Source organism: Paraburkholderia kirstenboschensis (genome assembly GCF_032806925.1).
In the GTDB taxonomy this organism is placed as follows: Bacteria; Pseudomonadota; Gammaproteobacteria; order Burkholderiales; family Burkholderiaceae; genus Paraburkholderia; species Paraburkholderia kirstenboschensis.
The window spans coordinates 649,869-667,884 of the sequence record NZ_CP136511.1 but is presented as its reverse complement, the minus strand read 5'-3'; the positions used below and the strand labels follow the sequence as shown (position 1 = coordinate 667,884).

Below are 18,016 nucleotides of genomic sequence, written 5' to 3'. Positions count from 1 at the left end.
CAACTCCAAGATCGTTGACAATCGACGAACATACGCAGTTATAGAGTTCATCTCGTATCGAATGGAATTGCTTCATGTTAAAACCTGTAAGACATGTCGTTGCCGCGGTCGCGGTTGTGTTGTCTAGTTTTGCTGTGGCGGCGGAGCAGCCGGCGCCACACTACCTGCCTGCGTCAACTGCCGCGACGTTCGAGAACGCGCCGGCGATCGTCGAGGGTGCTTTGGGCAAAAACGTCAAATCGACGATCTACGTCTTTATGGACCCGAACTGCATATTCTGTCATTACGCGTGGAAAGCATTCCAACCGTACGAGGCTGTCGGGTTGCAGGTGCATTGGATCCCGATGGGCTTCCTGAAACCGGATTCGCCAGGCAAGGCCGCCGCGTTGCTCCAGGCGCAGGATGGTCCGGCATTGATGCGTGAACTCGAGATGAAATTCTCCGAGAAGGACGAATCCGGTGGCATCAAGCCGTTGGAAAAGGTGCCGTCTGCGACGCAAACGAAGCTGAGCGGCAATGCAAAGATGTTTCGAGACTTCGGCTTCGATGGCACGCCGACGATCATTTATATGACGAGCGGCGGCCGGTGGGCAGATGTCAGCGGCTTGCCGCCTTTGAACTCATTGCCGACTATGCTGAATCTGCCGGAACAACCGATTACCGATCCGTCTTTGCAACGGTTCCACTAAATATCATTCGCACGTGGTGCGAAGGCGGCAATGCGGCGGTTCGGGGTCCTCTGCGAGGATCGCTTCCCCTCGAACTGGCCAAATTGTTTGCAACGGTTTTTTGCCTCGACATGCACCAGTCGCAATCGGCTGAGAGCGGCCAACAAGCGACACTCGCGGACCTGTAACCAGCGGCCGAACGTTCCCGTGAAGCGGACTTTCGCATTTCAACACTATGGCTTTGACGCTGCGATCGGCTCCTCTTCACGTTAGCAGCGCCGTACCAGTACACTACCCGCCTAAGCAAATCCGGATTATCCGGTTCGCGCGCATGCGCCAAGGTCCCGCGGACAGAGCGTTTCGCGGGTTCCGGTCCTCACTTCGTGAAGCTCCTTGCAGAACGCTCAATTCGCGTCAGAAATGCCATGGATTATTTTGCCGCGGTACGGGCCTTCGTTTGCGCAGCGGAACTGCAGAGCTTCAGCAAGACGGCCCATGAGATGGCAGTCAAGACCTCGACCATCTCGCGCTACGTTAGTGAGCTGGAAAAGGATCTGGGCATTGCCCTGTTTAACCGGTCGACGCGGGGGCTCGTCCTGACGGAGGGCGGCAAGCTATTTCGTGAACACGCCATGGTTGCCCTGCAGGCGCTCGATGACGCGCGCCAGGTTACGTCGTCACTGAATCGCACACCGCAAGGCGTGCTGCGAATCACGATGCCGCCGGCATTCGGGCGCCGGCATATCGTGCCGCATCTTCCAGCGTTTATGACGCGCTACCCTGACATCGACCTCGATATCGTGTCGACCGACGAAAAGCTCAACATGATCGAAGCTGGCATTGACGTGGCGATCCGTATCGGCGTGTTGCCGGATTCGTCACTGATGGCCAAACGCATTGCGCCGCATCGTCGTATCGTCTGCGGCAGCCCGGCGTATTTCGAGCGGAGCGGGATGCCTCGTGTCCCTCAAGATCTGGCCGCGCACGATGCGCTTCGCTTGGCCCTGCTGCCCGACGACAAATGGTCTTTCACTTGCACCGCAGATGCACAGGCATCGCCGGAGCAGGTGCAGGTGGAATTGCAAGGGCGCTTGCGCGCCGACGACTCCGAAGCCGTGCTGGAACTCGCTGTGGCCGGCTGCGGCCTTGCTCTCCTGCCGACCTGGCTTGCGGCTACGGCCCTGCGCGAAGGGCGCCTGCAGCACGCGCTGCCTGAATGGGAGGCGCGCACGGGGCGAGCCGAGCCAGCGGTCTGGGCGGTCTACCCGCCGAAGAAAATCGTATCGTCCAAGGTACGCGCCTTCGTGGATTTCTACGCCGAGGCGATTGGCGAGCCGCCGTACTGGGACGACGGACTCGCACAGGCGCTTCGGCCTTAGCGGGCGAAGCGGATGTCGAGCGTGCGGAGCCAGGTTTGCAAGCCGGCATCCTGGATCGGAATCACATAGGCGTTCTCGTTCGTTTCATTGAAATGTGCATGCCAGTATCCCGGCGGTGTAACAAACGCCATCCCGGCTTCCCAATCGACGCGTGTCGGATTCGCGATATTGCCGTTCTCGTCCAGTTCGGTACCGACTAGCGTATAGACGCCTGGCGTGCCCCCGGCGATGAAGTCGAGTGCAATCGACTGGTGGCGGTGCGGCTTCTGCATTGAGTTGGGCGGCACGATGCCGAACATGGCCCACAACACATGCGTGACCGTTCGCGTCTGCGGGAAGTTGGCGTTGCCCATCAGCACGCTGATGCGGTTTCGGCGGCCCGCATTGGCTTCTTCCGAGACCTTACGCAATTCCGCCTGCGCCTGGGCGGCCGGATAGAGCGTCGGCGCAAAACGCGCCCGGACGCCGGTCGTGCCGAGATAGGTGAGCAGCGGCGCGTCGTTGACGTAATAGAGCGTGGCCGTCGCGTCGGCGGACAGCACAGCGGCTTCGCCGCCTGGTAGGGTGAAGAAATCGCCCTGCGCGAACGGGAAGCGGGTCTCAGCCTGCGTGACGCTGCCGGTTCCGCTGATGACGTAGCAAACCTGCGAGGTCGCGTTCGGGGCGAGCGTCAATGCGTCCCCCGCGTTGATGCGCAGGAAGCTGGCGCTCAAGCCGGGACCGGTCGCGGGGCCGGGGCAACCCAACTCCGCTGAGAGGTCGAGCGGCACGACTCGGGTTGCGCCGTCCGCGTACAGCGAAGGCGGGAAATTGCGGAAAGGCACGCCGGAGATGAGCTTCGCGCCGATCGGATTGGCGGACGACGTGTACTCGAAGTATTGCGCGTCCAGGGTCGCGACAGCTGGTTCGGCGAGAAGCGCCGGGGACGTCTTGGTCAACATGTTTTGCTCCTTCAGATTAGGGAAGCTTCGTGCGGGTCCCCTCATGCAGTTGGGGATAGCGTCCGAAAGCTGATCCGACTATAGGCGCGGGTCGCTGGCCTCAGAAGTGCCGGGAATCGAAATCACCTTTGCGCAAAGGGGTACACCGTGCGTCTGCTTCGGGGACGCCGCAGGTTGTTCGGGATGGGGCCGGTGCGGCAGTTCGTCGTCGACCCCGGTTCGCATAGGAAGCGACGTCAACAATGGCGTGTTGAAGGGCCGCAATCTTAGTGACAGCAGACGTTTGTCGTCCGACATTAATCGTCCGCTCGGGGTCGTGAGCACCCTGCGACTGGCCGCTTCGAGGCAGCGCAATCCACTGGCCGGTTTCGGGCGACGGATTTGACGAGCGGACTGACGCAGCTCGGCGGCGGATTCAACCGGTCGATGCAACACCTAGAATCTGAGAGCAGCGGAGGTATTGCAAATGAAGCGATAATCCCCGTTCGGCCATCATCTCCACCAGATCGCGCAGGCTGAGCTTGTAGCGCAGATACCAGCGAACGCACAGGATGATGATCTCCCGATCAAAATGGCGTCCACCGAACAACTCCTCCAGACTCTTCAGCTTGCTCATCGCGGGTCATCAGTTCGTTTTGCTCCGACAACTCTAACCGATTCGCCGACCCTATTTGCAACAGAGCCCTCTATGAGACGCCGAGACGTGAGCGCATGCCGTGTCTTCTGCTGCACGGCGACTCGAACATCGGGAAAATCAAGATAACGGCCAAGTTCAGGCGAGCGCACCCCAGCGAGTTCGACGAGAGAACCGGGGTAGAGCGGTGTCCGGTCGTGAGCGTACAGATGCCTCCCACCCCCGATCAGCACCGCTTTTATTCCGGCTTGCTCTTTGAGCTCGGTGCGCCACATAACCCCGCTGCGGGGCTGGCCACACTCGAGCGGCTCGCTCGCGACATCTTGCGGCGGATGTCGCCGCAGATGCTAATCGTAGACGAGGTTCATCACCTGCTCGCTGGAACGTACCGTGAGCAACGCGCCTCTTTGAACCTTCGGAAATACCTGCCCAACGATCTGCAGATTAGCATGGTCCTTGTCGGTACGCGCGATGCCGTTCTAGCGCTTCAGACTGATTCACAGATGATCAGCCGCTACAGACCGTTCGAGATCCCAAGGTGGAGGGAAAGCGAAAATCTTCGCAGGCTCATGGCTGCGTTTGAGAAAGTCTTGCCGCTACGAAAACCATCGAATCTGTCGCGACGTGAGATTGTCCAGGTCGTTCTTGAGATAAGCGGAGGGCTGACTGGCGCCATATCTACGATCCTCAACGATGCAGCAGAGTTGGCGATCAGGAACGGTGACGAGTGCATCGATATCGCTCACCTTGAGCGAGTTGCCCGCGCACATGTCTGACACCCACAGGCCGTGGCCCATCGCACCTCGCCCCTTCCTGGAAGAGGCGTTTGGTAGCTGGTTGGGTCGAATCGCGGCGCGGTATCAGACGAGCGTGGACAAAATCTGGGAATCGGGCACCGGGCTGGCGATGCCTGGCCTGACCAAAGGCGGCTGGATCCTCTTTCCCCAGTTCCATCCCCAACTCTGAGCCGTCTATCTCGCGTGGCGCGGCTCAACGACGGTATTCTGGACATGATCCAGACGCCGCATGAGTGGGTCTTCGACCAGAAGTACTTGGTGTATTGCTTTAGATGTCTTGTTCTGAACGACGCCGATGTCACTGCATCACGGTGGAAGAGGGAGTGGCTCGATCCGTCAGCCGACTACTGCCGGGTGCACCACAGCCTGCTCGAGACAGTTCCGCAATCGATTCTCGCCAGAGCTCCCAATTTCGACGCTGCGCTGCGGGCGATATCACGTTATCGATGCCCACCGCTTAGGCTGAGCAAAACACTACGCTAGCAGTATTAATGAACATTGCTAGCACTCCTGTGGGCACCGCTAGCATTGATTGTGAACTCCTACATCTTGAGCATCACCTCCGGGTGATACGAAGGCCGACCGGTCAGCGCGGGTTCGACACCTTCAAACCCGAGCTTCTGAAGATCGAGCTCATCTACAAAAACATCGACTACGCGCACGGGATTTGTGTCCGTCACGTAGTCGTCAAGTGCTTCGGGGAGAAGAAAGCTTTGTGTGCGACTGTCGCCTTGAACGAACCGCTTCATCTCGCTTCATCCTTCGCTATCGGATGAAGAATCTTAGCGCTTCAAAAAGGCGTTTTGACACAATCTGGGCCATCTAGGGACGTTGGCCCACGCTTTTTTCACGCAGACGTTCGAACGGCGGCTTTGCCAGATAACGGACCTTCGTGCGCGGATCATGTCAGTCGCGTCATCGGCCGTAACGGTCCTTCATGCCTCACGGAATATGACCTCTCGCGAGTATCCGCTTTCGAGGGTCTCGAACGAGCATAATCGGCCCAAAGCAGAGCGAGAGCGCGCCAAATAATATGCGCGCATCTTCTGGCACGACCTGCCGCTCGTGCCGTTGCGCGATACCTTGCTGGCGCTGCAGTGGCGGGGCGCGGTATTCGGTTCGCACGTCGGTCGTCAATCGCGTGACGCAGCCGCGCACGTCGATCGGGGAGATCTCCGACGGTGGACACGCCTGGCATCAGTTACTCCGGCACGCTTTCGCGCCGATGCAGCATCATCCAATCAGTTGTCGGATTCAAGGCACGTTGCCGCCGCATCTGTGTCAAGCGTTTCACGATCGACTGCATCTGCCGTTAGATTCAGTAACTTTGTATGTTGTGTTGGTAACCAATCGCTTGCTCCTACGCTGTAGTGTTAGCGGTTCATTTCGCGAACGGAAACGTTCCGAGCAGCGGGTCGGCCCATCGAGCGGGCGTTCGTGCTGCCGAGCTGCCCGTGGAGGGTTTCTCCTTGCGCAGCCACGGCGCATCCCTTCGGCGTTCCCGCCTGTACGCTGACGGCCGTTTCCCGTCTGGAAGTGACGTGGTTGATGCGCGTCGCATGAATGAATTTCTTGAGGAACAGATCCTGAAGCTTCCCGAGCAATATTACTGGGTGCACCGACGCTTCAAGCATCGTCCGCCAGGCATGCCGGCGGTGTATTGGATGTTATGCATCGTCAGGTATCCAGCCAGAAGCCAGTGTCCCGGCGAAATCAGGAGAGCAGTAACGACCACGATACGCGCCACAGGGATGGCTGTGGCGGCAGCACTGGTACTCGCGGGCTGCGCGACGGTACAGACGCCGACCAAGGGCGATCCACTGGAGGAGCTCAATCGTACTGTCTTCACGTTCAACGACAAGGTCGACCAGTACGCCTTGAAGCCGGTCGCTCAGGCGTATGTACGGGCAATGCCGCAGCCGGTGCAGGACAGCGTTACGAACTTCTTTTCTAACATCGGCGACGTGTACACGGCTGCCAACGATCTGCTGCAGTTGAAAATTACCGATGGCGTCGAAGATGTCATGCGCGTCGCCATCAATACGGTCTTTGGTGTCGGTGGCCTGTTCGACGTCGCGACGATAGCGAGACTGCCAAAGCACACGGCCGACTTGGGGTTGACGCTCGGCCACTATGGCGTGCCGCCGGGGCCGTATCTCGTTCTGCCGCTGCTCGGTCCGAGCACCGTGCGTGATACTGCGGGGATGCTCGTCGAGTTCGAAGCTGATCTGACAACGTTCGTCCAGCCGATATGGGTCCGCACGACCCTTTATGGCGTGCGGGTCGTCAGCGTGCGCGCATCGCTGCTCGGCGCGGAGGATCTTCTGGCGGGCGCTGCCCTCGACAAGTATTCGTTCGTACGAGACGCGTATCTGCAGCGTCGCCAATATCTGATCTCCGACGGCATTCCGCCTCCGCCGGCCTATAACGACGACTCGGGCCCCGATACAGGCCCAGCCAGCATAAGCACACCGGCGTCCGGAGCGGCTGGACAGTCCAGCACAGGTGCTCCCATGCCTGTTGCTGCGAGCGCACCTCGAGGCGCCTCCAGCACTGCTGGGTCGACCGTCCCAGGTCTACAGATGATGCCGCCGGGTCGTTATTACAGTTTGCCGAACCCGCTGCCGAGGTAAGTGGTATTCACGCCAGTGAACCTGGCAACGTACACCCACTTCAACGCAAATCGTGGGTTGGGATGCACACGTGGTCCGGCAATGAAAGATATGGCGATGATTTGCTCTGTGAAAGAAGCACGTGATGTGCTACGCGACATCTAACGTGCACAGCCGAGCTAAAAAACAAGGAGATACATAATGAACAGCAAGTTCTTTGTCGACGCGCGTTTCTACACTCGGAGCGGACCCTACAACCTCACTGAGGTCGCCGCCGCTATTAATGGAATCGCGGCCAAGTCCGACCACGTGCTGAGCGGAGTTGCGCCGCTTCAAACCGCGGGGTCGAACGAGGTCAGCTTCCTAGACAACAGCCGATATGCCTCGCTGCTTGAGACGACGGGTGCGGGTGCCGTGATCGTACATCCTGACATGGTGAACCGCGTGCCGCCTTCAGCGACCCCCATCATCACGACGGCACCGTACGAGGGCTGGGCGCGAGTTGCCGCGCTGTTCCATCCATTGGCTCCCGCTAGCCCCGGCATCCATCCGACGGCGTTCGTGGCGTCCAATGCTCTCGTCGATCCAACGGCGGAGATCGGCGCCTTCGCCTGCATCGAGGGGCACGCACAGGTCGGGCCGAGATGCCGGATCGGCCCCTATGTGAACATCGGCAGCGGGGTCGTGGTCGGAGAGGATTGCCGGATCGGCAGCCATGCCACTATCAGTCACGCGCTGCTCGGAGCGCGCGTCTGTCTCCTCCCGGGGGTTCGCGTCGGGCAGGAGGGCTTCGGCTTTGCGAATACGAAGGCCGGGTTCCTGACTATCCCGCACCTTGGGCGGGTCATCATCGGGGACGACGTCGAGATTGGCTCGAATTCCACGATAGACCGCGGATCGATCCAGGACACGGTGATCGGGGCCGGGTCCCGACTCGATAATCTTGTCCAGATTGGACACAACGTACGCCTTGGCCGCTGCTGCGTCATTGTTGCCCAGGTGGGCATCTCGGGGTCAACGGTGCTGGAGGACTTTGTCCAGGTGGGCGGCCAGGCAGCTATGGCCGGTCATCTGCGCATCGGACGTAGCGCACAGATCGGCGCTCAGGCCGGCGTTATCTCGGACGTGCCCGCGGCAGCCATCCTGCTCGGAAGCCCAGCGCAACCGCGGCACGAGTTTTTTCGACAAGTAGCTACGCTTAAGCGCATGGTCCGTCGGCCAAAGTGAGTGTCGGCCTTGTCACTGAAGAGCGCGGAACGTGCCAATGTCGTCGCCAGGTTCTAGGCGTTGGCGGGGGCCTGACTCGTTAATATTTCTGGCCCTGATGTGATGGAGAACTCCCTCCGCTTCGGGGGATAGGCATAAGCAGTCCACATCTTATCGACCTTTCTTTGCCTCGCCATCCTTGCCGCGACAGAACCCTATGGCTTTTGCGGCTTAAACTATTCAACGGGATAAAGGCGTTTATAGCGATGAGGCAAGTACCAAAGTTCCATGGCGCCTGTTGCCGCTGGTGAGCCCCCGCTTCCTCGTTTCGCGCAAAGCCCTGTTGACTGTATTTACATGTAGCCCCAGGAAATCAGCCAGCATGCGCTGTGGAGGAAGTCTGTCCCCGGCTTGAACGGATCCCGTCAGGATGGCCAGTTCGACGGCATCGGCCAAAGCCAGGTACGCGGGGCCGGCGCATGGGGCGAGCTGAAAAATGGAATTGTTCATGCTGGTCTTCCAGGAATAACGACTTACTATCGTTTCATGCCCGCGGGGGGTAACGGATTTTCTCCGCGATCGCTACGCTCGTGAGTGCCACCCAGTCGCGCGATCGCCACACTGTTCTTGCCGTCATGCAAAAAAGCCCGTTCGCAGCATGTCCACTGGAACGGGCTCCTCAAATCAACGAATTGCCACGCGAGGCGATGAGTGACCTAGCACGCCACGCGCAGCTCAAAGCCGATCAGAACGGCATCGCCCCTTTGGCGCCGCTCGGCTCGTCAGCATTCGCGTTGCCGATTTGCTGGTTTTTGCCGCCGTGACCATGACCCGAATCGAAATTAAACATGTCGAACAGATCGCCAAGCGCCGGCGCATTTACAGGCACGTACGGGTTGTTGTTCCGCTGGACCGGGTTCGGCAGGTTGTCGCGGCTGCGGTCAGTGATCGGCGGCAGTCCCCAGTTGCGTTCGATGAACTTGGCCAGCGATGCGTGGTCGGCATAGCCGTGAGCGACGTGCCCGCCCTGCGAATACGGCGACACCGCGATCATCGGAATGCGTGGGCCATCGCCAAAGAAGTCCACTGGTTGGATATAGCCCGAATCGTAGTAGCCGCCGCCTTCGTCCACCGTAATCAGGATCGCTGTACTGGCCCACAGCTTCGGATTGCTCTGCACGGCATCGACGATCTTATGCACGAACGCCTCATACAGGCCAAACTTTGACGATGTCGCATGCCCGTCGAGCTTGCCACCCGGCTTGACGAACGACACCGCCGGCAGGTTGCCCGCGCTGATGTCCGCATACAGGTCGGTTGTGTCGGCAAGGTGCGTATCGCGGACCTGCTGGTTCGTCATGATCGACGTCTCGTACAGGAACGGGTTGCAGATGTTGCAGTAGACGCTCGTCGCCGGGTTGCTGACGAACGTGTTCCAGCCTTCGCCGTAGTATTTCCACGGAATGTGACGTTGGAGCAACGTGTCGCCGATTGTGCGTACCGGTGACGGCGGGATCGTGAACGGCGACTTCGTCCTGTCGAGCACCGTACCGTCGCCGTTGTAGCCCGGGTTGTAGTTGTTCAGCAGGTAGTAATGTTGCGGCGCGCAGTTCATCTTCGGATGGTACGAGAGCGACGCCAGATACTTGCTGATCGGCCCGACACCCGCCTGGCTCGTGTCCGAACAGTCGCTATAGCTACCGCCCGAATAGCCGTCCTGCATGTACCAGTTGTTCGTACCCGTCAGCGGGTTCGGATTTTCGATCTGATTTGACGGCGGGACCGTCGCATTGCCGCTGCCGTCGGTGTAGTAGTAGGCATCGGCGGCGCCGACCATGATGCTATTCGCGCCCGTACCGCCCATCACCGGCTGATGATAGTTGTCGCTGATCGTATAGGTGCGTGCGAGCTGGGTGAAATACGGCATGTCGCCCTTGCTCGCGTTGTAGAAGCCCAGCGCGTTTGAACCTTCCTTCGTGGTCTGGTCGCTGAACGGCGTGGGTTGCGCGCTGCCGTTGCTGCCCGCACCGATGGTGGTCTCGACCCACGCGAACAGATCCATCAGACAGCCGCTCGGATTTTCGCGGGTGGCGTGGGACACGTCGCAGTCGGACTGCTGCCAATTCTGGTAGAAGCGGTGCACCGGACCGCCCATGTACGCGTCATACAGCGATGACTGCTGTGGCGATTGCAGCGGGTAAGGGCCGCTTTGCAGTGCGTTGTAGTTGGCGACTCGCGCATCCTTTGCGCCTGTCGGCAAGCCGGACGCACCGGTCAGCAGCTGGCCGATGTCGGACGCTTCGAGTGCTCCGCCTTCGGCCTGTGCGGCCGCGTTGTACGTTGCGTACGGGGCACCGGTCGTGTCGCTCGCCGCAGTGGCCGTGCCACCGGTGTTCGGCGAAGGCAGCGTGCTGTAGGGGCTCTTGATCGATGGCGCCAACGAGAACTGTGTCGTTCCCGTCACTGTGGCCTGGTATTGGCGTGCTTTCGCGAAGTTCGGGCCCGGTGAGCCATCCGCGTTGACAATGCCTTGCGACAGCAGGTTTTGCACCGATTGCCCGTTCGCCGGCTTGTACGTACCGAACACGTGATCGAACGTGCGATTTTCACCGACGATCACAATCACATGTTTGATCGGCGTTTGCGTGGAAGATTCGTTGTCTTGATTTTTCGCCGCGGCGGTGCCGGGAGATGCCGCGAACGCAAGGGCGACGACGCCTGCGCAGGCCGCGAGAACGGCGGGAACTTTTGAAACATAGCGTCGTTCGAACGCTTGGTACTTTTTCATTTATCCTCCATCTGTAAGATTAATCTTGCGCAACCTTACTGATGGCACATGACTGCGGCGAGACAGTAACTCTTCAATTACCTTTCTACCCGTGCAGTTCGACGCGCAGTTCCTCCTCATCCGTGGCAAGTGATCTGGTTCGCTAATGCCGCCAAACCCTTGAAACTGGAGGCTGAGAACGATTCGGCTGTTCCGGGCACGCGGATCATATGACCATCTTTGCTGTTTAGGTCAATTCAGTTTTGCCAAAACGACGCTAGCGCAGCGAAAATCCTTCCCTAAACATCGGTGAGTCAGATGAACATCAGTGAAGGTCATGCCGCTGACAGAATGACTGATGTTCATCCGGCACGATGATCAGGTCTTTGACAACAGTCGGCGAGGTGCTTCCTGAGGCCGCCCGGCAGCGCTGCTACGAGCACTTTCCGCGTAACGCATTGGATTACCTGCCACGCAAGGCCCACGACGACTGCCTGCAGGAACTGGTTTAAGACACACCTTTGATACACAGAGCCTGCGGACGATTTCACGGCCGGACCTGCTGGCGATGCCCAGTCCCGCATGATTGTTCGAGGCGACGAACTCCACGCCTGAGAGTCCGCGCTTCTTCAGCCCCAGCAAGAACTGCTTCCAGCTCGACTGGCTCTCGCGGTTAGCCAGTTCCAGGCTAGCACTTGCCGGTGACCCTCCCAGTTGATGCCGATGGCAATCAGCACCGCCTGGGAGCGAATCACGCCTGATTCACGCACCTTCTCATAGCGCGCATCGGCGATCCGATACGGATTCCAGTGGCCGCCAGTGATTGTTGAGTCAACCCGTCGATGTAACGGTTTGATGGAATCCTTCAGCCAGTCGAAATTCTTAAAAGCGGACGGTCAACCGGCTGTGAAGCATACGACTTTCAGTGGCCATGTTCCTTGCCGTCAAATTCGTGCCGTACGGTTACGGGCAAGTTGAACTTCACGTACTTCGTTTCGTAGATCATGTGATTCGGGTTGACCAGTTCGATCCGCACCGTGTGCTCGCCGGCTGGCAGCCCCGCGATGTCGATCGTGTTATTGTCACTTGCATCGGCCCACCACCACGGGAGGTTGTCCACAGTGATATGCAGATGGCCGACGCGTGGCGATACCTTGGTTGCGCCCGTTCCGAACACTGGAACAATTCGCAGGTTCTCAACGCGATATTGAATCCACACCACACCACACCACACCAATCGCCAAACCGTCCGGCAGCGGCGGATCGACGAAAAGCTTGGGCGGCGGTTCGTTTTCAACTTCCACATACGTCGAAGCACTGCGAATCGCTTTCGCGCTCGGTGTGGCGACATCGGCAGCACTGGCGGTGAATGACGAGACCGAAAGTACGGCGGCGATTGGTGCCGCCAAGTGTTTGATATCCATATTTGCTCCTTTAATGACGGCCAGCCGACGCGCCACCATCCACAGGCAATACTGCGCCCGTGATCCACGAAGCCTCATCAGAGGCGAGGAACAGGACAGCGTCTGCGCTATCGCCCGGCTGGCCATTGCGGCTCAGCGGGTGGAAAGCATTGAAGCTCGGCAGAGCATCCTTGACCTGCACAGGGTTCATGAAGGTGCCGAAGATCGGCGTCTCTACGACAGCCGGTGCGACAGTGTTGACTCGGATCTTCGTCGGCGCCAGTTCGATGGCAAGGTTGCGCGTCAATGGATGAACGCCGGCGTTGGCGGCTGAGCTACAGACGTTCCGAGATTGGCTGATGGCGGAAGCGGCGCTTCAGAGCTGACCGAATCCACCGTCCACCACCAGTTCGGAACCCAGCATGTGCTGGATGCGTCGCTGGCCAAGAAGAGCACCGCCCCTGCGATTTCTTCAGCGTTGCCAAGACGGCCGATCGGGATCATGTCGACGGCGCCCTGAATGTAGGCCTTGAATTCAGCGTCGCTTTGGCCTGGATGCTCGGACCGGCCGACACCGCGCAGGATAGGCGTTTCGATCAGGCCTGGGCTGACGGCGTTGACGCGAATGCGGCGTGGCAGCAGCTCAGCGGACAGCGTGCGGGCCAGGGAGCGTACCGCCGCCTTCGACGCCGACAGCGCGCCACGTCCCGGTGCGCCAACCTGGTTCAACCACGCGGTGTTGAGGATGATCGAGCCGCCTTCGCGCATAACCGGCTCCACGGCCTGGATCGTGAAGAAGGTGCCCTTCACGTTGATGTCCATCAGTTTGTCAAACTGCTCTTCGGTGGTCTTGCCCAGCGGCGTGACGAAGGCGACGCCTGCGTTGGCGAAGAGGATATCCAGACCGCCGAATTGCTCCTTGACTGTGGTACCCATGCGCTGCAGATCTTCGCTGGAGCGCACGTCTGCTTCTAGAGTCAGCACGTCAGCACCAAGGGCATCCCTGGCCTCTTTCAGCGACGCAGCATCGCGGCCGGTGATCGCAACACGCACGCCGTTTGTCAGGAACAGCTTTGCCGTTGCCAGGCCGATGCCCGAGCTACCGCCAGTGATCAGTGCGGTTTTATTCTTCAACATGATTAACTCCCGATTGAACATTCTTCAGTGCTGCGTATGCATGGAGCAACGTGCGGTGTAAGTCATGGCCGCGCCGGCATTGAGGGCGATGGCCACACCCAGCGCTTCGGCGATTTCTTCGCGTGTCGCGCCCTTGTCGACAGCGCGCTTGGTGTGCACCGCAATACAGCCGTCGCAGCGCGTAGTCACTGCCACGGCCAAGGCGATTAGTTCGTGGATTTTCGGTTCGAGCATCCCACTCCTGGCGGCTGCCGCATCGGTTTTGTCGCAACAAGGCCTTCTGTTAATCTGCGCGGATCGAAACGGTCGCGTGGGTGAGGAATGAAGACGCTGGATCCGGGTGTGGCACGGGTGCTTAAACGGTTGCACTATCCTCTGGAAGTAATGCTGACCTGCGTGCGTTGGTACGTTGCCTATCCGCTTAGCTTGCGTCATCTCGAGGAAATGATGGCCGAGCGTGGGTTTGCGGTGGATCATTCCACGGTGCACCGCTGGGCCATCAAGCTTCTGCCCGCGCTTGAGAAGGCCTTCCGCCGGTGCAAGCGAGCGGTCGGCAAGAGCTGGAGGATGGACGAAACCTATGTGAGGGTCCGGGGCGAATGGAAGTACCTCTACCGGGCCGTGGACAAAGAAGGCAACACGGTCGATTTTCTTCTGCGAGCCAGGCGGAACAAGGCTGCTGCCCAGCGGTATTTCGAAAAATCGTTCCGACAAAACGGCGTACCCGAGACGGTGACGATCGACAAAAGCGGAGCTCATCTGGCCGCGCTGCACGCGATGAACGCCGAGCGCGACACACCCATTGAGATCCGTCAGGTCAAGTATCTTAACAACGTGGTTGAACAGGACCATCGGGCCATCAAACGCATCATCCGACCGATGCTCGGGTTCAAGGACTTCCGCTGCGCGCGCGTCATTCTCAGTGGCATCGAGATCATGCATATGATTGCCAAAGGGCAGATGATACACACTGGCAAAATCAAGCCATCTGCAGCCTGCCAGTTTTACTCGTTGGTTATGTAAGCTATCCTCATCATATTGCCTTTGTACGACTTAACCGTCTTACTGCGACAGAACCATCACGCACGTGGTGGTAGTGGGGTTGCTCGCCAACACGTGCATCGAGGATACCGCGCGATATGCAACGGAACTCGGCTTTCACGTGACGCTCGTTAGGGACGCCACGGCTGCTCTCACGCGCGAAATGATGCATGCCGCCCACGAACTGAACGGTCCTACCTACGCGCATGCCATTGTGACCACAGACGAACTCATCGCCTCACTCAACTGAAGAGATCATGATGAAACTCATGGCGACGGCCATCGCGGCTGCCTTGGCAGTCTCGGCGGCAGTTGCCGTTCACGCGGCTTCCGGGACCGTCGTGCAGGATGTACCAATGGCGGAATCCGCAAAGGCCATTCGCGCCTTCCACGTCCACGTCCACGTTTCAGATGTGCAACTCGACGATCTGCGCCGGCGCATCGCGGCAACCCGTTGGCCGGACAAGGAGAAGGTGGCCGATCGGTCTCAGGGCGCGCAACTTGAACAGATGCAATAGCTCGTCCGCTACTGGGGAACGAACTACGACTGGCGCAAGGCCGAGGCGCGGCTCGACGGCGTCGACATCCATTTCATCTGGGCGCGCTCTCCGCGCCCGAGCGAATTGCCGATGATTGTCACTCATGGTTGGCCGGGCTCGGTGTTCGAGTTCACAAAGGTGGTCGGTCCGCTGGCCAATCCCACCGCTCGTCGAAAAAAGGAAAGCCGCCGGTCGAAGTGTTTATCTGCGTTGTCGAAACGTCGCGAGCCACAAAGCTCACCCGGAACCCGTAGCTTGCGGCATGTCTTCAGGCGCCAGGGTCTGTTTACATTCGATGAAATGTGTTTACATCTTGTCTTTTGCACAAGCGGGGCAAGATGATTCGAACGTTACTGAGCGACGAGGTATGGGCACGAATCGAATCTGTCTTGCCGGGCAAGGAAGGCGATCCGGGGCGAACGGCGACCGACAATCGTTGGTTTGTCGAAGCCGTTCTCTGGATCGACCGAACCGACTGCCCGTGGCGCGATTTGCCGAAAGAGTTCGGCCAATGGCATACGGTGTACATGCGCTTCTCGCGGTGGCGTCGCAAAGGCGTGTGGGAGCGCGTGGCGCAAGCAGTGGCCAACGAATCGGAGATCAAACGTGTGCTGATCGACTCCACCATCGTGCGTGCGCACCAGCATTCGGCCGGCGCTCGAAAAAAAGCGGCCCCCAAGCGCTCGGTCGTTCCCGCGGCGGACTGACGAGCAAGCTGCATCTGGCTGTCGATGAAGCTGGACGCCGCTGCGAATGATCATCACCGAGGGACAGGTTGCCGATATTTCGTGCGCGCACGAATTGGTCGAGCATCTGCGCATCGGCGCGGTGATTGCAGACAAAGGCTACGACTCGGATGCCTTTGTGCGCACGATCCGTGCTGCACATGCCAAGGTGGTCATCCCACCGCGTTCGAATCGAAAGGCAGAGCGCCGCTACAGCCGCGTGCTGTACCGCACTCGGAACATCGTCGAACGATTGTTCAATCGCATCAAACATTTTCGTCGCGTCTCCACTCGATACGACAAGCTCGCGGGCAACTATCTCGCATTCGCGACACTAGCCAGCGCCTTTGGGCCACTGGTGAGAATGTGAACAGAACCTAAGAAATGGCCGATACCCGTTCGCGACAGTTGGCGCGACAAGCCACGAACCTGGCATGAGCGGCCACGCGGCCGTCGCGCCCGCAGACTGCGCGGGCGGAGCAAGCCATGTTTGTCTCCCGTTGGCTTGGGGAGCGTAGTCAGCCTTTGAGCACTATGCCACCCTCATGGGCGAGGAAGAACAGTGAATCTTCGAGCGCCTCCGCGTCATGTTCCTCTCCGGGCCCGATCTTCAGGTAGTCGCCCGCCGACAACACTACGTTGCCGAAGCGGATGCGTCGCGACAACATGAGGACCTGCTCCGGAGCTTCATGATCGTGAAGCGGAAAGCGGGCGCCGGCCTTGAATTCCACGATGTCCGCGCCTTCGCCGTTTTCTCCCCAGACGACGCACGAACGGATACCGGGGAAGCTGGTTTCTGCGAATTGGCGAGCTGCTTTGGTAAGGTGAAGCATGGGTCCTTCCTTGTTGAAAAATGTGTAGCGCGGATTCCGCGCTGGCCGCTATCGGGAAAGCTGTAGATGCTCAGTGAAAGGCGCGTGCCTTGCCGGATCATGCCGTGATGACGTTCAGGGCGACGTCGATGTTTCCTTGCACAGCCTTCGAATACGGGCAGATTTGATGGGCCGCGTGCGCGATCGCCTCGGCGACGTCCTGTGCCAGGCCCGGCGCGCGGACGGTGAACTGGGCGCCGAGGAACCAGACGGGACCGGTCTGGCCCACGTCTACCCTGGATTTCCACGGAATAGTCGGGCGGCAGCGTGACCTTCTTCAGCGAGGCTGCGATCCCGAGTGCGCTGATGTAACAGGCCGACCAGGCGCCCGCAAACAACTGCTCGGCGGTCGGGTGCGGTTCTGCGGCGATGAACTCGTGGTTTTCGCCGCCGGGCGCCGACAGCTTGATGTCGACGACGCTTGCATGGGATGCACTGCGGGAGGGCCTCGCGATTCTCGGACAAGGGGTACGCACCGTCACGCCAGGCGAGCGAACATGACGATACTCAAAGGCGGAGAAAGACCTTGGAGGGCTATCTTGTACAACCTTGACCGTATGACGATGCTCGGGCTTTCTGAACCGTCGTGAGTGGATAAAATTGCGCCTTTCGCGCGAAGCCGGGGCGGGCCCCGGCGATGCGAGGTCGGGCGTAGGACCGCTGTAAGTTAACCGCGCAGTGCCATCCGGCAGTTCGTCTCTCATTCGTCGCCATCGGTTATCGCGGGCGGAAGTTACCGTGGTAAGCGAATGACTTTTGCCTGCTGTCGATTGACATGCTTCGCGAAAGATCCCCGCGAGGATCTCTCTGGTTCTGATGGCATGACAGTGGAAGACGTGCCCGTCGAATCTGGGCCGGAGGTTGAGATGACGGACAGCCCCTGCAGTCCAGTCAGCGACGGTCCGCTTTGACCACGCGAGCGGCCGCCCGCCGCTTCTTCGCGACCGTCGCCTGCGGGTCGCGTGCTGCCGATCAAAACACTTCAAGTCTGAAGTTGTTTATGCCGATTGCATGAGACAGCACGCGGCCGAGGTCGTGTGAAAACGCCAAAGTACTCGGTTTTCGGGTGTCGTTTTACCCTTCCCGAGTTGCTGCCAAGCCAGCACAGCGCGATCTGAGGGGTCGATTTTTGGGGAAGCAGCATGCGGCGCGTGTTTTCACACGGCCTTATATGGACACCGCCCGGTTTGCCAAGTTGATCTTGATGTGATGATGAACGAAGTATCGGTTGCGGTCTTATATTCATACATGGACTCCCGCCTATGAGCAAGATCGGTGTGCATTTTGAAGGTCTC

At 59.4% G+C, this 18,016-nt stretch carries 15 protein-coding genes and 8 pseudogenes; 10 read left to right on the top strand and 13 right to left on the bottom strand.

Annotation, left to right across the window (positions count from 1 at the left end):
• The first annotated feature begins 134 nt into the window (after nucleotides 1-134).
• Both RW095_RS03375 and RW095_RS03370 read left to right on the top strand, forming a co-directional pair.
• Entirely contained in the window at nucleotides 135-689 is a 555-nt protein-coding gene (locus RW095_RS03375) for a thioredoxin fold domain-containing protein (RefSeq protein ID WP_317016411.1), read from the top strand.
• 404 nt (nucleotides 690-1,093) lie between these two features.
• A complete protein-coding gene (locus RW095_RS03370) occupies nucleotides 1,094-2,047 on the top strand; it encodes a LysR family transcriptional regulator (RefSeq protein ID WP_317016410.1) in 954 nt (317 codons plus the stop codon).
• Here RW095_RS03370 and RW095_RS03365 read toward each other — a convergent pair.
• Nucleotides 2,044-2,988, bottom strand: a complete 945-nt coding sequence (locus tag RW095_RS03365) for a cupin domain-containing protein (RefSeq protein ID WP_317016408.1) — start codon at nucleotides 2,986-2,988, stop codon at nucleotides 2,044-2,046. The two genes, RW095_RS03370 and RW095_RS03365, sit on opposite strands and share 4 nt — an antisense overlap.
• A gap of 469 nt (nucleotides 2,989-3,457) precedes the next feature.
• A pseudogene (locus tag RW095_RS03360) lies at nucleotides 3,458-3,604 on the bottom strand (IS6 family transposase); the annotation flags it as partial.
• An 8-nt stretch (nucleotides 3,605-3,612) separates the two neighbouring features.
• Here RW095_RS03360 and RW095_RS03355 point away from each other — a divergent pair.
• Nucleotides 3,613-4,398: a TniB family NTP-binding protein gene (locus RW095_RS03355; protein ID WP_317016722.1), complete on the top strand. Its 786-nt coding sequence runs from the start codon at nucleotides 3,613-3,615 to the stop codon at nucleotides 4,396-4,398.
• 566 nt (nucleotides 4,399-4,964) lie between these two features.
• Here RW095_RS03355 and RW095_RS03350 read toward each other — a convergent pair.
• A pseudogene (locus tag RW095_RS03350) lies at nucleotides 4,965-5,168 on the bottom strand (IS5/IS1182 family transposase); the annotation flags it as partial.
• Nucleotides 5,169-5,978: 810 nt separating this feature from the next.
• On the opposite strand from RW095_RS03350, the gene RW095_RS03345 reads away from it, so the two are divergent.
• Both RW095_RS03345 and lpxD read left to right on the top strand, forming a co-directional pair.
• Nucleotides 5,979-7,052, top strand: a complete 1,074-nt coding sequence (locus RW095_RS03345; RefSeq protein WP_317016407.1) for an MlaA family lipoprotein — start codon at nucleotides 5,979-5,981, stop codon at nucleotides 7,050-7,052.
• A gap of 180 nt (nucleotides 7,053-7,232) precedes the next feature.
• Nucleotides 7,233-8,258, top strand: a complete 1,026-nt coding sequence (lpxD, locus tag RW095_RS03340; RefSeq protein WP_317016406.1) for a UDP-3-O-(3-hydroxymyristoyl)glucosamine N-acyltransferase — start codon at nucleotides 7,233-7,235, stop codon at nucleotides 8,256-8,258.
• Between the two features lie 237 nt (nucleotides 8,259-8,495).
• On the opposite strand, the gene RW095_RS03335 is transcribed toward lpxD, so the two are convergent.
• Both RW095_RS03335 and RW095_RS03330 read right to left on the bottom strand, forming a co-directional pair.
• On the bottom strand, nucleotides 8,496-8,747 hold the full coding sequence (locus RW095_RS03335) for a GntR family transcriptional regulator (protein ID WP_317016405.1): 252 nt from the start codon (nucleotides 8,745-8,747) through the stop codon (nucleotides 8,496-8,498).
• 235 nt (nucleotides 8,748-8,982) lie between these two features.
• Nucleotides 8,983-11,025: an alkaline phosphatase family protein gene (locus tag RW095_RS03330; protein ID WP_317016403.1), complete on the bottom strand. Its 2,043-nt coding sequence runs from the start codon at nucleotides 11,023-11,025 to the stop codon at nucleotides 8,983-8,985.
• A 374-nt stretch (nucleotides 11,026-11,399) separates the two neighbouring features.
• Here RW095_RS03330 and RW095_RS03325 point away from each other — a divergent pair.
• Nucleotides 11,400-11,510: pseudogene (locus RW095_RS03325) on the top strand (transposase); the annotation flags it as partial.
• Nucleotides 11,511-11,577: 67 nt separating this feature from the next.
• Here RW095_RS03325 and RW095_RS03320 read toward each other — a convergent pair.
• The 6 genes and pseudogenes from RW095_RS03320 to RW095_RS03295 form a co-directional block, all read right to left on the bottom strand.
• Nucleotides 11,578-11,804: pseudogene (locus tag RW095_RS03320) on the bottom strand (transposase); the annotation flags it as partial.
• 122 nt (nucleotides 11,805-11,926) lie between these two features.
• Nucleotides 11,927-12,310, bottom strand: coding sequence for a DUF6130 family protein (locus RW095_RS03315; RefSeq protein ID WP_317016402.1), 384 nt, complete (start codon nucleotides 12,308-12,310; stop codon nucleotides 11,927-11,929).
• The gene (locus tag RW095_RS03310) at nucleotides 12,201-12,428 is read right to left on the bottom strand and encodes a DUF6130 family protein (RefSeq protein WP_317016400.1); all 228 of its coding nucleotides are present in this window, start codon (nucleotides 12,426-12,428) and stop codon (nucleotides 12,201-12,203) included. Before RW095_RS03310 ends, RW095_RS03315 begins: the two co-directional genes overlap by 110 nt.
• 10 nt (nucleotides 12,429-12,438) lie before the next feature.
• Nucleotides 12,439-12,744, bottom strand: a pseudogene (locus RW095_RS03305) (SDR family NAD(P)-dependent oxidoreductase); the annotation flags it as partial.
• Nucleotides 12,711-13,544 carry an SDR family oxidoreductase gene (locus RW095_RS03300; RefSeq protein WP_449406534.1) on the bottom strand — a complete coding sequence of 278 codons (834 nt, stop codon included), beginning with the start codon at nucleotides 13,542-13,544 and terminating at the stop codon, nucleotides 12,711-12,713. The pseudogene RW095_RS03305 and the gene RW095_RS03300, both read right to left, overlap by 34 nt.
• 24 nt (nucleotides 13,545-13,568) lie before the next feature.
• Nucleotides 13,569-13,880, bottom strand: coding sequence for a carboxymuconolactone decarboxylase family protein (locus tag RW095_RS03295; protein ID WP_394365067.1), 312 nt, complete (start codon nucleotides 13,878-13,880; stop codon nucleotides 13,569-13,571).
• Here RW095_RS03295 and RW095_RS03290 point away from each other — a divergent pair.
• The 4 genes and pseudogenes from RW095_RS03290 (at nucleotide 13,866) to RW095_RS03275 (ending at nucleotide 16,219) form a co-directional block, all read left to right on the top strand.
• A complete protein-coding gene (locus tag RW095_RS03290) occupies nucleotides 13,866-14,567 on the top strand; it encodes an IS6 family transposase (protein ID WP_317016399.1) in 702 nt (233 codons plus the stop codon). The two genes, RW095_RS03295 and RW095_RS03290, sit on opposite strands and share 15 nt — an antisense overlap.
• Before the next feature lie 55 nt (nucleotides 14,568-14,622).
• On the top strand, nucleotides 14,623-14,835 hold the full coding sequence (locus RW095_RS03285; protein WP_317016721.1) for an isochorismatase family protein: 213 nt from the start codon (nucleotides 14,623-14,625) through the stop codon (nucleotides 14,833-14,835).
• 7 nt (nucleotides 14,836-14,842) lie between these two features.
• Nucleotides 14,843-15,466 (top strand): annotated as a pseudogene (locus tag RW095_RS03280) (epoxide hydrolase N-terminal domain-containing protein).
• Nucleotides 15,463-16,219: pseudogene (locus tag RW095_RS03275) on the top strand (IS5 family transposase). The pseudogenes RW095_RS03280 and RW095_RS03275 overlap by 4 nt, the downstream one beginning before the upstream one ends.
• Before the next feature lie 148 nt (nucleotides 16,220-16,367).
• Here the strand turns inward: RW095_RS03275 and RW095_RS03270 are convergent.
• Together RW095_RS03270 and RW095_RS03265 are read right to left on the bottom strand one after the other, a co-directional pair.
• A complete protein-coding gene (locus RW095_RS03270) occupies nucleotides 16,368-16,682 on the bottom strand; it encodes a cupin domain-containing protein (protein ID WP_317016397.1) in 315 nt (104 codons plus the stop codon).
• Between the two features lie 97 nt (nucleotides 16,683-16,779).
• Nucleotides 16,780-17,176 (bottom strand): annotated as a pseudogene (locus RW095_RS03265) (Ohr family peroxiredoxin).
• Between the last annotated feature and the right edge of the window lie 840 nt (nucleotides 17,177-18,016).

Bases quoted from the DNA above. Each gene is read 5' to 3' on its own strand.
- RW095_RS03330 (WP_317016403.1), bottom strand. From the start codon at position 11,025: ATGAAAAAGTACCAAGCGTTCGAACGACGCTATGTTTCAAAAGTTCCC.
- RW095_RS03345 (WP_317016407.1), top strand. From the start codon at position 5,979: ATGAATGAATTTCTTGAGGAACAGATCCTGAAGCTTCCCGAGCAATAT.
- lpxD (WP_317016406.1), top strand. From the start codon at position 7,233: ATGAACAGCAAGTTCTTTGTCGACGCGCGTTTCTACACTCGGAGCGGA.
- RW095_RS03335 (WP_317016405.1), bottom strand. From the start codon at position 8,747: ATGAACAATTCCATTTTTCAGCTCGCCCCATGCGCCGGCCCCGCGTAC.
- RW095_RS03365 (WP_317016408.1), bottom strand. From the start codon at position 2,988: ATGTTGACCAAGACGTCCCCGGCGCTTCTCGCCGAACCAGCTGTCGCG.
- RW095_RS03290 (WP_317016399.1), top strand. From the start codon at position 13,866: ATGAAGACGCTGGATCCGGGTGTGGCACGGGTGCTTAAACGGTTGCAC.
- RW095_RS03310 (WP_317016400.1), bottom strand. From the start codon at position 12,428: ATGGATATCAAACACTTGGCGGCACCAATCGCCGCCGTACTTTCGGTC.
- RW095_RS03315 (WP_317016402.1), bottom strand. From the start codon at position 12,310: ATGTGGAAGTTGAAAACGAACCGCCGCCCAAGCTTTTCGTCGATCCGC.
- RW095_RS03270 (WP_317016397.1), bottom strand. From the start codon at position 16,682: ATGCTTCACCTTACCAAAGCAGCTCGCCAATTCGCAGAAACCAGCTTC.
- RW095_RS03370 (WP_317016410.1), top strand. From the start codon at position 1,094: ATGGATTATTTTGCCGCGGTACGGGCCTTCGTTTGCGCAGCGGAACTG.
- RW095_RS03300 (WP_449406534.1), bottom strand. From the start codon at position 13,544: ATGTTGAAGAATAAAACCGCACTGATCACTGGCGGTAGCTCGGGCATC.